A 12688-nucleotide genomic window follows, 5' to 3' on the forward strand; every position below is an offset into this window, starting at 1 on the left:
TTATGGGTGCTGGTGGAACGAAATGAGCAGCTCATGCGGGTCGATGGCTGGCTCAGGGACTGCGCCATGGGGACGGGCCGGGTCGTCCTGCTGGAGGGTGCCATAGGGTTCGGGAAGACCGAATTCCTGCGCAGCGTGGCCGATCGTGCGCTGAGGGCTGATGCCATCTCCGTGACGGCAACGTGTTCTCCCGGGGAGCGTGATCTGCCCTTCGGCGTCATCAGCCAGTTGTTCGCCAGCCCCGGCCTGCCGTCAGGCCTCCGCCAACGGACGGCCTCGGTCCTGCGCGAACTCATGGTCTCCGCGACCGCGCATTCCACCCGGGAGGCCGTGGACCGCCACCGGGCGCAGATCCACTATGACCTGTTCGGCCCGCTCATCGAGTTATCGGCCGAGGTCCCGATCGTGGCGGCGGTCGACGACATCGGATACGCGGACGAGGCGTCGCGGCAATGTCTGCTGCACCTGGTCCGAAGACTGGGCTCGGCGCGGATTCTCCTTCTCCTCGGCGAACAGCCCGAGCCGGGACCGGCGCACTCGCCCTTCCACGCGGAAATCGTCCGGCAGCCCCAGTCCGTCCGTCTCCCGCTGGCGCCGCTGACCCGTGCGGGCGTGCGCGATGTGCTGCGGAGCCGGCTCGCGAAGGAGACCGACGACACCGCCGCCCAGCACTTCCACGACCTCAGCGGCGGCAATCCGCTCCTGCTGCACGCGCTGATCGACGACGACGCCGGAGGCGGTGACGGCTCTCAGAACGCGTACGGACGGGCCCTGCTGTCCTGCCTGTACCGCAGCGATCCGGCGATGCTGTCCGTGGCGCGGGCCATGGCGGTCCACGGCGACGACCTCTGGCTGGAGGATTTCGCCACCCTGCTGGACACCGACGAAACGTGCGTCGGCCGGGCCCTCCAGGTCATGGCCGACACCGGAATGCTCCGGGACGGCCGCTTCCGCCATCCCACCATCGCCCGCACCATCCTCGACGACCTGCCCGCACCGGACCGGGCGAGCCTCCACCATCAGTCCGCCCGGCTGCTGCACGGTCAGGGCGCCCCACCGGTCGCCGTCGCCCGCCATCTCCTCAGAGCGGGCGAGGTCCAGGACCCGTGGGCGACGGCCCTGCTGCTGGAGGCGGCGGGACACGCGTCGCTCCACGGCGAGGTACGCCTGGCGGTGGACTGTCTGGAGCTGGCCCGGCGGTCGAGCACGGACGAGAGAGCCCGTACGGCGATCCGGGCCAAGCTGGCCCAGGCCGAATGGCAGCTCAACCCGTCCGCCTCCGCCCGCCATCTCACGGCGCTGACGGCCGCGGCGAGGGGCGGGGGACTCGGCCTCCGCGCCATGGTTCCCCTCATCCGCCAGCTCCTGTGGCTGGACCGGGCCCAGGAGGCCGCCGATCTCCTGGCCCTCGTACGGGACATCGCGCGCGAGCCCTCCGGCGACCCCGGGGACGAGGTGCGGGACCTGGAGACATGGCTGGCCTGCGCGTATCCGCCGCTCGCGGGCAGACTCCACGGCACCGCCGCTCCGGCGGCCGGCGCGCCGAGCACCCCGGCGGCCAAGGGGGCGGATCCGGGACTGCGTACGGTCGCCGTCCTGTCGAGCGGGCTCATCCACCGGCACAGCCACGAGACCCGGGAGAGGACCACCCGGGCACTGGGGCAGTCCGGTCTGCACCCCGACTCCCCCTGGGCGGAGGAGTCCACGCTGCTCGCCCTGCTCAGCCTGGTCTACAGCGGCGAACTGAGCGCCGCCACGGCACGCTGCCGGAACGCCGACGACAGACGCGACCCCGCCGCCACGCCGACCCGGCAGGCGATCTACGCCGCCGTGGAGGCGGAGATCGCGCTCCGCAAGGGGGATCTGCCGACCGCGGTGGACCAGGCCCAGGCAGCGCTGGACCTGGTGTCCGCCCGGGGATGGGGCACCGCGGTCGGGCTGCCGCTCGGCTGTCTGATCCTGGCGCACACCAGGATGGGCAACCTGGAGACGGCCGCCGAACTGGTCGGCCAGTCCTTTCCGGCCGCCCTCTTCCAGAGCCGCTACGGACTGCACTACCTCCAGGCGCGGGGCCACTACTACCTCGCCACCGACCGCACCCACGCCGCGCTCGCCGACTTCCTCACCTGCGGTGACCTCATGCGCGGCTGGGGACTCGACCTGCCCGGCATCGTGCCCTGGCGCACCAGCGCGGCGGAGGCGTGGCTGCGGCAGAACAACCGCGACCAGGCCAAACGGCTGGTCAAGGACCAGCTCGCGCTGCCCGGCGTCAACGACACCGTCACCCGCGGGCTGTCGCTGCGGCTGCTGGCCATCCTCAGCTCGCCCGGCCAGCGTACGAAGCTGCTCAGCGAGGCCGCTGACATCGTCGAGGCGGCCGGTGACAACTTCGAGCTGGCCAGGACCCTCGCCGATCTGGGCCGCGCCCACCACACCCTGGGCAAGCACCGCCGTTCGCGCATGGTCATGCGCCGGGCCTGGCATGTGGCGAACATGTGCAAGGCGGCGCCGCTGTGCCAGGAACTCCTTCCCGACATGCGCGGTTACGACGAGAGCGCCGAGCCGGGACTCGCGGCGGCGATCGCCTCGCTCACCAACTCGGAGCGCCGCATCGCCTCCTTGGCGGTGATGGGATACACCAACCGCGAGATCGCGGAGAAGTTCTTCATCACCCCCAGCACGGTGGAGCAACACCTCACCCGGGTCTACCGCAAGCTCGCCATCAAGAGCCGCCAAGGGCTGCCGGACTGCCTGCGGGCCGATGTCGCCCATCGGGCCTGACGCGCGAGAAACGCCGCTGCCGGGACGGTGAACACCGTCCCGGCGTTGGCTTTGGCGTGGTGTGGATCTGGCGGGCAGGAGCCCTTACGGAACCGCCACCGCCGGGCACAGCGACAGCAGTTCGGCCGGCTTGCGCAGAACCACGTCGGGCTCCGCCGCCAGCAGCGTCTCCTCCTCCGTCTCACCCCACAGCGCGGCCACCGCGGTGACCCCGGCGCCCCGCGCGCTGGCCAGGTCGGTGACCGCGTCCCCGACCATCACGGTCCGTTCGGGCCGTGCGTCCAGCGCCGCCATCGCCTTCAGCACGATGTCCGGCGCGGGCTTGGGACGTGCCACCTCGTCCGAGCCGAGGACGATGTCGAACAGCGGAAGGATGCCGAGCCCTTCGAGCAGCGAACGTGCCCGGGGCCCGCTCTTCCCGGTGGCCACCGCGAGCCCCAGCCCGCGGTGCCGCAGCTTCGACAGCAGCTCGGGCACCCCGTCGAACATCTCCACGCGGTGGGCGAGCCGGTAGCTTTCGCGGACGAACGGAGCCTCCATTTCCAGCGGCAGGCCCATGATCCGCATGATGTCCGGGAAGTACCGGCCCAGGTGCCGGTTGTACTCCTCGAAGGGCGGCTCGCCCTCGCCGACGACCTCGGCGTAGGCGAGGGTGAACGCCTCGCGCATCACCGCGAAGCTGTTGACGAGTACCCCGTCGAGGTCGAAGACCACCGAGGTGACCGGGGTGGCGCGGTGGCCGCTGGGCTGGCTGTTCATGAGTACTCCCGCTGCCGGGGCTTCCGGGCGGCCCGGGCCGAGGTGTAGACGCGCTCGATGGCGCCGATGGCCCGCCGGGCCTCCGCGATCGCCCGGCCCCGCTCCGCCGGGTCGGCCAGCAGCGCGGGAAGGCTGTCGAGCTGCCGGTCGTACTCCGCGCCGACCGGTTCGGTGTGCACGGCCACCGGCAGGGTCCTGCCGTCGACGGTGCGGGTCAGGGTGGACCGCTCCAGACGGTTCGGGCTGAACCCGAAGGTGCAGCACAGCGTCGCGCTGCCCCCGCTGCCGTCGATGGTGATCCGGGTGGTGTCGAGCGCCTCGTGCGACGCCCAGCTCGCGTGCAGGACGACCGAACGGCCGTCCTCGGTGATGAGGAATCCGCGCGCGGTGTCCTCGACGTCGGTGCCGCCCCCGAGGGTTCCGCCACCGTCGTCGTCACCCCGCCACGCGGCCCCCGAGGACCGCTCGGTGATGAAGTCGGAGGACAACGTGCCGACGGCGTGCCGGAATTCGGTGGAGCCGAGCAGCGGAACCGCGGTGTCGAACAGGTGCCAGCCCAGATCGACCAGCGCCCCGCCGCCCGCGAGCGCCCGCTGGGTGAACCAGCCACCCCGGTCGGGTACGCCGCGCGAGCGCACCCAGGCCAGCTCGATGTGGCGGATGCGGCCCAGCCGGGCGCCGATCTGATACAGCGCGCGCACATCGGCGCGGTAGCGTGCCGCACTGCCCGCCAGCAGCACCGCGCCACCGGAGCGCTCCGCGTCGGCCAGCTGCTCGGCCTCCTCGGACGTCAGGCACACCGGCTTCTCCAGGAACACCGGAATGCCCTTGGCCAGCAGCTCACGGGCGACCGCGCAGTGCAGATGGTTGGGCACTGCCACCACGGCCAGGTCCACCGTGGCGGGGTCGATGTCGTGGACCGCGGCCAGCACCGGCAGCCCCTCCGCGCCCTCCGCCGTGGCGACGGCCGCGCGGCTGCTCTCGTCGGGATCCACCGCGGCGGTCACGGTGAAGGCGGGGTGGCGGGCGAGCCGCGGCAGCCAGATCGAGCGGGCCGCCCAGCCCAGCCCCACCACGGCGGTTCTGATCGGTTTCTCACCGACCGCCGGGACGCTCATGCGTCCGCGACCACATCGGCGATGACGGCGGCCACTTCGTGCATCTGCTCCTCGCTCCCCAGCAGCACCCGGTGGTGCAGCCACACACAGTCCCGGGTCAGCGCCTCGGAGTGCGGGCAGCGGCGGGCGAGTTCGTCCACCGACAGGTCCGGGGCCGCGACCTCCCAGAAGGCATCCGTACGGTAGACGGCGCGGAAGGCGACGAACGCGGGCAGCCCACGCTCGATGAGCATGTCCACCACCTTGGCGCGCCGCTCCTCGGTGATGCCCGGGATGCGGAACATCGCCATGTAGTGCGGATTGCGGTCGCCCCGCTCGTCGACCGACTGCGGTACGACACCGGGGATCTCGGCGAGCAGTCGGCTCAGCACCGGCCAGCGCTGCTCGCGCGTGGTGACCTGGTCCTCCAGCCGGGCGAGCTGGGCGCGCAGCACCGACGCGGAGAACTCGTTCATCCGGAAGTTGGAACCCGAGGTGCGGTGGAAGTAACCGCGGTCCGTGCGCGGACGTCCGCAGCTGTGCCGTACGAAGCCCCGCTCGTACAGCTCGGCGCTGGGGAACAGCACGGCGCCGCCCTCTCCGGCGGTCATCAGTTTCCCGTTCTGGAAACTGAATGCCGCCACGGAGCCCAGCTCACCGACCTTCTTGCCGCGCCACTGGGCGCCGTGCGCGTGTGCCGCGTCCTGGACCAGCGGCACGCCCGAGTCGGCCGACAGCTTGTCCAGCGCGTCCATGTCGCACATCTGACCCGCCATGTGCACCGGCATGATGGCACGGGTCTTGGGGCCTATGGCCGCCTCGACGGCGGAGGGATCGATGCAGTAGGTGTCCGGATCGACGTCCACGGGGACGGCCACCGCGCCCAGCCGCTGCGCGGCCTGCGAGGACGAGATGAAGGTGAACGCGGGGACGATCACCTCGGTGTCGGCGCCGACACCCATGACCTCCAGGGCGAGTTCCAGCGCATGCGTCCCGTTCGTGACCGCGAGCGCGTGCTCGCTGCCGTGGGCCGCGGCGAACTCGGCCTCGAAGGCGTCCACCTCACTGCCCCCGATGCGCCACCACTGGCCCTGCTCCAGGGCCCGGATCAGACCGTCGCGCTCCTCGTCGCCGTACTGCGGCCACGCCGGGAGCTCTGATCCCAGTCGCACACCATTACCCATGATTCCCTACTCCTTTATGCGTTATGGAGACAGCTTCCGGCGGTCGATCGCAATAGCACGCTAACCGGCGCATGGGCAATCGTCATTCCCCTGATGACCCCCCTATGCCCCCCCTTAGGAACGTGCGTGGTTCATTTCTCACGTCGCCCGCACGATTGCCGTGCTATAAAAGGCACTTCTGTGTTTAGACGCTGTAATTCAGCCAAGCCAAGTCCGCATGGTGAGGTGCGCATTGAGCAGGCCGCAATCCGGCCGCCCTGATGATGGCCATGCATTTGTCTCACCTCTGGGCGCGGCCTGACGCGCCGGGAGGCAGCCATCAGTTACCTGGGAATCGACGTCGGCGGCACCAAGGTGGCGCTGCGCCTCGAACACGACGACTCAAGCATCCGCGAGTCCGCCTTCCACTGGCCCGCCACCGGCGACGCGGGCCATGACCTGGATCTGCTGGCGCACCACGTCACGGAGCTGACGGCGGGCCACCCCGAGCGACTCACCGGCGTCGGTGTCGCCATGCCCGCCACCCTCGACGCCACCGGCACGGTCACCGCCTGGCCCGGGCGCCCCGCGTGGGCCGGACTGGACCTGCGCGGCGCGCTGTCCGCGCTGTTCGGCGACGACACCGAGGTGGGCTGTGCCGACGACGGCGATCTGGCCGCGCTCGCCGAAGCACACGCGGCGGCCTGCCCCCACCTGCTCTACCTCGGTGTCGGCACCGGTGTCGGCGGTGGCATCGTGCTGAACGGCGCCCCTCTCCCCGGCATGGGCCGCGGCTCCTGCGAGGTCGGCCATATGGTCGTGGACCGGGACGGGCCGCCGTGCGACTGCGGTCGGCGCGGCTGCGTCCAGGCGGTGGCCTCCGGCCCGGCCACCCTGCGCCGGGCCGCCCGCCGCCGGGGCGGGGAGGTGACGTTCACCGGCCTGCGCGACGCCGTGCGGCGCGGGGATCCATGGGCCGTGACGGTGCTACGGGAGAGTGGCGCGGCCCTGGCCGCGGCCGTGACCGGCATATCCGAACTGGTCCGTCCCTCGCTGGTGTTGATCGGCGGGGGCTTCGCGGCTGCCATGCCGGAGCTGGTGACGGTGGTGGCCGAGCGGACGGCGGCGCTCGAACGGCCGGGGCATCCGCTGCCGACGGTCCGCCCGGCGGCGCTCGGCGGGCTGTCCTCGCTGCACGGCGCCGTCCTGCTGGCCAGGGGACTACCCGGCTGATCCCGGCCGCGGCCGTCTCACGCGGCGACCGGCGGTCTCGCGCGGTGCGGTTCTAGTCCTCCGCGGCGTCCCGGTCCTCCCGGTCCATGGCGGCGAGCACCGCCGCGACCGTCTCCTCGGCGAGCCCGGAGACCAGCTCGGGACCGCCGGGCCCGTCCAGGACGAAGGTGAGCCCGTCCGTCGCCTTCTTGTCCAGCCGCATCACATCGATCAGCCGCCCCGGGTCGACGCCGGCGGGCAGCGCGTACGGCAGTCCGTAGCTCCGTACGACCTCCAGGTGCTCCGCCGCCCGCGCCTCGTCGATCCGGCCCAGGGCCAGGGCGAGACGACCGGCGAAAACCGTCCCGATCGCCACCCCCTCACCGTGCCGCAGCGCGAAACGCGTGGCGATTTCCAGTGCGTGGCCCAGGGTATGGCCGTAATTGAGCACATGACGCAGCCCGGAGTCCCGCTCGTCCGCGGAAACCACCGACGCCTTGAGAGCCACGCTCGCCGCTATTTGTTCCGACAGCGTGAGCCCGCGCAGGTCACCGGCGCCGATGAAGTGACAGCGGGCGATCTCTCCGTAGCCATTGAGCATTTCCCGCGCCGGTAGCGTCTGGAGATAGTCGGTGTCGCACAGCACGGCGGCGGGCTGCCAGTAGGCGCCCACCAGATTCTTCCCCTCGGGGAGGTTCACCGCCGTCTTCCCGCCGACGCTGGCGTCCACCTGGGCCAGCAGCGAGGTCGGCAGATGCACCACCGGGACGCCCCGGTGATACAGGGCCGCGGCCAGCCCCACGACATCGGTCGTGGTCCCACCGCCGCAGGATACGACCGCGTCCGACCGGGTCAGGCCGAAACGGACGAACTCGCGGCACAGTTCTTCCACCGTCGACAGCGTCTTGTCCGTCTCGCCGTCGCGGGCCCGCAGAACCACCGACGGAACTCCGGGATCGGGCAGCCAGTCCTTTGGCCGGGCGGAGACCATCGCCACGCGCTGCGCACCGAGCCCCGCGATCACCTCGTTCAGCGAATTCCTGACCCCGGACCCGATATCGACGGGATAGGAACGGTCACCGAGTTCCACCATGACGCGGGTATGCGGACCAGTGGACGTCGTCATGCGCTGTCAGTCCCTCCATGAGCGATGGCCGGGAATTCCCCGCGTCGAATGTAGTGCCGGGGCGCCACCCCCATCCATTGACCGCGGCATTACCTGTCTCACCCAGCAAGTTAGGGATGACATAGGGGGGTGATCAGGGGGTAATTCGGGGCCCGCCATGACGAGACTGGGACGGGTTGAGGCGACCTTCTGCCACCGCGGCATGCCCGTCTCTTGTCCGTCCGGAGGGATAACGACATGTTGCGCACGGAGCTGATCCGCCCGCTGCACGAGCTGCTCGTTACGCAGGCCCGGCGGTTCGGCGACAAACCCGCCTACCGCGATGGCCGCCGCAGCGTGAGCTATGCCGAACTGGAGCTGCGTACCCGCAGGCTGGCCGGACACCTCGCCGAACTGCGCCTCCAGCCCGGCGACCGGGCCGCGATATGCCTCGGCAACCGCGTCGAGGCGGTGGAGTGCTACTACGCGATCGCCAGGGCCAGCGCGGTCGGCGTCCCCATCAACCCCCGCAGCACCGACGCCGAACTGGCGCACCTCCTCGACGACAGCGGCGCCCGGGTGATCATCACCGATCACGCCCACGCCGGGCAGCTCGGCCGACTGCTGCCCGCGCGCCCGCATCTGACGGTGGTGATGGTCCACGACGAGACCACCCCCGGCCTGCCGTCCGGCTTCCTGCCCTACGGCACCCTCGTGTCCACCGACCCCGCCACGCCCGCCAGGGACGACCTGGGTCTGGACGACCTCGCGTGGATGCTCTACACCTCCGGGACCACCGGTAAGCCCAAGGGCGTGCTGTCCAGCCAGCGCAACTGCCTGTGGTCGGTGGCCGCCTGCTACGTGCCCGTGCCGGGGCTCGGCCCCGAGGACCGGGTGGTGTGGCCGCTGCCCCTGTTCCACAGCCTGTCCCACATCGCGTGTGTGCTCTCGGTGGCTTCCGTCGGCGCCACCGCCCGCATCGTCGACGGGCTCTCCGCCGAGGACGTCCTGAGCGCCCTGACCGAGGAGCGGGCCACCCTCCTCGCCGGAGTCCCCACCCTGCTGCACTACCTGCTCGACGCCGCGCGCGACCACGGCTTCACCGCGCCCGACCTGCGGGTGGCCCTCGTCGGTGGCGCGGTGACCACCGCCGCGCTCCGCCGTTCGTTCGAGGAGGTCTTCGGCGTTCCGCTGATCGACGCCTACGGATCCACCGAGACCTGCGGCTCCATCACCGTGAACTGGCCCGTCGGCGCCCGGGTGGAGGGCTCGTGCGGACTTCCGGTGCCCGGGCTCGGCGTACGGCTCGTCGACCCCGAGCGCGGCGAGGACGTCGCCGACGGGGAGGAGGGCGAGGTGTGGGTGCGCGGCCCGAGCGTCATGGCCGGATACCACAACCAGCCCGACGCCACCGCCGCCGCCCTGAAGGACGGCTGGTACCACACCGGCGACCTCGCCCGCCGCGACGAGGCCGGGTACTTCACCATCACCGGCCGCATCAAGGAACTCATCATCCGCGCCGGGGAGAACATCCACCCCGGTGAGGTGGAAGAGGTGGTGCGGGCGATCCCGGGCGTGGCCGACGTCGCGGTGGTCGGGAAGCCGCACGACCTGCTGGGCGAGGTCCCGGTGGCGTTCGTCGTGCCCGGGCCGCAGGGGATCGACACCCAGCGGCTGTTCACCGCGTGGCGCGACCGGCTGTCGTACTTCAAGGTGCCCGAAGAGCTGTACGAGATCGACGCGATCCCGCGGACCGCCTCGGGCAAGATCACCCGCCATAAGCTGCTGGAGGTCCGTGCCCGGCTGCGCGCGTCCAGCAGCGGCCACCACGACAACCTGTTCCGCGTCGACTGGATCCCGCGGACACCCCTGGCGCCCACGGCGGAACCGCCGCACCGCTGGTCCCTGGCCGGAGGAACGGACCCGCTCGGCCTGTCCGCGCACCTGGACGCCGAGGGCGCGCCGTACGACGTCCACCCCGACCTCGCGGCCGCGCGCGCCGCGGTGGTGGCCGCGGCGGACGGCACGGTGCCCGATGTGCTGCTGCTGGACCTGACCCGCGGCCCCGCTCACCCTCAGCCGACCCCGCGATGGGCCGGTGACGTGGCCGCCGGTCTGGAGTCATGGCTCGCCGACGACCGGCTCGGCTCCGTGCGGCTGGTCGTCGTCACCCGCCGCGCGGTGGCCACCGGCGGGCACGAGGACGTCACCGACCTCGCCTCCGCACCCCTGTGGGGTCTGGTCCGGTCGCTGCAGACCCAGCACCCCGACCGCATCGCCCTGATCGACACCGACACGGATGGCCCGGCGTCCGCGGCGTCGCTGACCGCCGCCGTGTCCTGCGGCGAACCGCAGCTCGCGGTGCGCTCCGGCGTCACCCTGCTGCCCCGGCTCGCCCGGGTGTCCCTGGACCCCGACGACATGCCCGCGCCGCCACTCGATCCCGGGGGCACCGTGGTGATCAGCGGACCGGACACCGCACCGGGCGCCGCCGTCGCCCGCCACCTGGTGGCCGCGCACGGAGTGCGCCACCTGCTGCTCATCACCGCACCCGGACACGGGGAGGAGGCGGCCGAGCACCTGCGCACCGAGCTGACCGGCGACGGAGCCGAGGTGTCCGTCGCCATCTGCGACCCGACGGACCGCACCGCGCTGCGCGCCGTCCTGGACGCCGCGGAACCACCCCTGACCGCCGTGGTGCACACGACGGGGGACGCCGGGCCCGGGGCCGCCGCGGACGGTGCGCTCGCCTTGCACGAACTCACCCGTGACCGCGCACTGTCCCTGTTCGTGACGCTCTCCTCCGCCACCGGCACCCTCGGCGCCACCACACCCCACCAGGACTCCGCCACCGGCGCCACGCTCGACGCGCTGGCCCACCACCGCCGCGCACTCGGCCTGCCCGGCCTGTCCCTGTGCTGGGGACCGTGGCAGGGCGAGACCCCGGGCGGTGCCGTACCGGCCGGAGCGGGAGCGCTTCCGGAGCAGCAGGCGCTGGTGGCGTTCGACGCCGCCTGCGCGCGGGACGAGGCGGCGTTCGTCGCGCTGAAGCTCGACCACGCCGCGCTGCGCGACGGCCCGGTCCCCGCCGTACTGCGCGGCCTGATCGACGCCCCCGCCCGGCCCGGCGCGTCCGGCGACCCCGCCGCGTCCGTACTGCGTGCGCGGATCGCCGCGCTCCCCGAGGCCGAACGGACCACCGCGCTGCTCGCTACCGTGCGCGTGGAAGCCGCCGAGGTGCTCGGTCTCCCGGCGGCGGACATCGACGCCGAACGGGCCTTCAGCGACCTGGGCTTCACCTCGGCCACGGCGGTCGGGCTGCGCGACCGGCTGAAGTCGGCCACCGGGCTCGGCCTGCCCGCCACCCTCGCCTTCGACCACCCCACCCCCCTCGCCCTCGCGCGATGGCTGCGCGCGGAACTGCTCGGCGAACACACCGTGGCACCGGCCGTCGCGCTGCCCGCCACGTCCGCGGCGGACGAACCCATCGCGATCGTGGGGATGGGGTGCCGTCTGCCCGGCGGGGTCGGCTCGCCGGAGGAGCTGTGGCGGCTGGTGTCCGAGGGCGCGGACGGGATCTCGGGGTTCCCGGCGGACCGTGGCTGGGACCTGGCGGGGCTGTACGACCCGGATCCGGACGCGCCGGGGACCTCGTATGTGCGTGAGGGCGGATTCCTCGACGACGCGGCGGGCTTCGACGCGGACTTCTTCGGGATCAGCCCGCGTGAGGCGCTGGCGATGGATCCGCAGCAGCGGCTTCTGTTGGAGACCTCGTGGGAGGTCTTCGAGCGCGCCGGGATCGACCCCGCGACGCTGCGCGGCAGCCGGACCGGCGTGTTCGCCGGGGTGATGTACCACGACTACACCTCCGGTGTCCGGCGGCCGCCCAAGGAGATCGAGGGCTACCTCGGGGTCGGCGGTGCGGGCAGTGTGGTGTCCGGCCGGGTGTCGTACACCTTCGGTTTCGAGGGTCCTGCGGTGACGGTGGACACCGCGTGTTCGTCGTCGCTGGTGGCGATTCACCTGGCGGCGCAGGCGCTGCGTTCGGGCGAGTGTGGGCTGGCCCTGGCCGGTGGCGTGGCCGTGATGGCGACGCCGGGGAGCTTCATCGAGTTCTCGCGGCAGCGTGGTCTCGCGGTGGACGGCCGGTGCAAGGCGTTCGCGGAGGCCGCTGACGGCACGGGCTGGTCCGAGGGTGTCGGACTGCTGCTGCTGGAGCGGCTGTCGGACGCCCGGCGGCACGGCCATCAGGTGCTGGCCGTGGTACGGGGATCCGCGCTCAACCAGGACGGCGCGTCCAACGGACTGACGGCTCCGAACGGCCCCTCGCAGCAGCGGGTGATCCGGCAGGCCCTGGCGAACGCCGGGCTGAACCCCGCCGACGTCGACGCCGTCGAGGCGCATGGGACGGGTACGTCGCTGGGGGACCCGATCGAGGCGCAGGCGCTGCTGGCGACGTACGGGCAGGAGCGTGCGGAGGACCGTCCGCTGTGGCTGGGTTCGCTGAAGTCCAACATCGGGCATGCGCAGGCGGCGGCGGGTGTGGCCGGGGTCATCAAGATGGTGGAGGC

At 72.2% G+C, this 12688-nt stretch carries 7 protein-coding genes; 3 read left to right on the top strand and 4 right to left on the bottom strand.

Annotation, left to right across the window (positions count from 1 at the left end):
• The first annotated feature begins 6 nt into the window (after positions 1-6).
• Positions 7-2781 (top strand): helix-turn-helix transcriptional regulator, encoded by a 2775-nt coding sequence (locus ACZ6CL_RS21030; RefSeq protein ID WP_468937634.1) that lies wholly within the window; start codon positions 7-9, stop codon positions 2779-2781.
• A gap of 84 nt (positions 2782-2865) precedes the next feature.
• Here the strand turns inward: ACZ6CL_RS21030 and ACZ6CL_RS21035 are convergent, their stop codons facing one another.
• From ACZ6CL_RS21035 to ACZ6CL_RS21045, 3 genes are read right to left on the bottom strand one after another with little or no spacing between them, the layout of a single operon-like run.
• Complete coding sequence (locus ACZ6CL_RS21035; RefSeq protein WP_468937635.1) at positions 2866-3540, bottom strand: HAD-IA family hydrolase; 675 nt, start codon at positions 3538-3540, stop codon at positions 2866-2868.
• Positions 3537-4658: a Gfo/Idh/MocA family protein gene (locus ACZ6CL_RS21040; protein ID WP_468937636.1), complete on the bottom strand. Its 1122-nt coding sequence runs from the start codon at positions 4656-4658 to the stop codon at positions 3537-3539. Before ACZ6CL_RS21040 ends, ACZ6CL_RS21035 begins: the two co-directional genes overlap by 4 nt.
• Positions 4655-5821, bottom strand: coding sequence for a DegT/DnrJ/EryC1/StrS family aminotransferase (locus ACZ6CL_RS21045; protein ID WP_468937637.1), 1167 nt, complete (start codon positions 5819-5821; stop codon positions 4655-4657). The genes ACZ6CL_RS21040 and ACZ6CL_RS21045 overlap by 4 nt, the downstream gene beginning before the upstream one ends.
• Before the next feature lie 354 nt (positions 5822-6175).
• Between ACZ6CL_RS21045 and ACZ6CL_RS21050 the strand changes: the two genes are divergently transcribed.
• Positions 6176-7033, top strand: coding sequence for an ROK family protein (locus tag ACZ6CL_RS21050; protein ID WP_468937638.1), 858 nt, complete (start codon positions 6176-6178; stop codon positions 7031-7033).
• 52 nt (positions 7034-7085) lie between these two features.
• On the opposite strand, the gene ACZ6CL_RS21055 is transcribed toward ACZ6CL_RS21050, so the two are convergent.
• On the bottom strand, positions 7086-8138 hold the full coding sequence (locus tag ACZ6CL_RS21055) for a 3-dehydroquinate synthase family protein (protein ID WP_468937639.1): 1053 nt from the start codon (positions 8136-8138) through the stop codon (positions 7086-7088).
• Between the two features lie 237 nt (positions 8139-8375).
• On the opposite strand from ACZ6CL_RS21055, the gene ACZ6CL_RS21060 reads away from it, so the two are divergent.
• On the top strand, positions 8376-12688 hold a 4313-nt coding region (locus ACZ6CL_RS21060; RefSeq protein WP_468937640.1), incomplete at its 3' end, for a beta-ketoacyl synthase N-terminal-like domain-containing protein.

Source organism: Streptomyces sp. NPDC041200 (assembly GCF_055591805.1).

Coding starts and splice junctions, on each gene's coding strand:
- ACZ6CL_RS21035 (WP_468937635.1), bottom strand. CDS start 3,540: ATGAACAGCCAGCCCAGCGGCCACCGCGCCACCCCGGTCACCTCGGTG.
- ACZ6CL_RS21040 (WP_468937636.1), bottom strand. CDS start 4,658: ATGAGCGTCCCGGCGGTCGGTGAGAAACCGATCAGAACCGCCGTGGTG.
- ACZ6CL_RS21045 (WP_468937637.1), bottom strand. CDS start 5,821: ATGGGTAATGGTGTGCGACTGGGATCAGAGCTCCCGGCGTGGCCGCAG.
- ACZ6CL_RS21055 (WP_468937639.1), bottom strand. CDS start 8,138: ATGACGACGTCCACTGGTCCGCATACCCGCGTCATGGTGGAACTCGGT.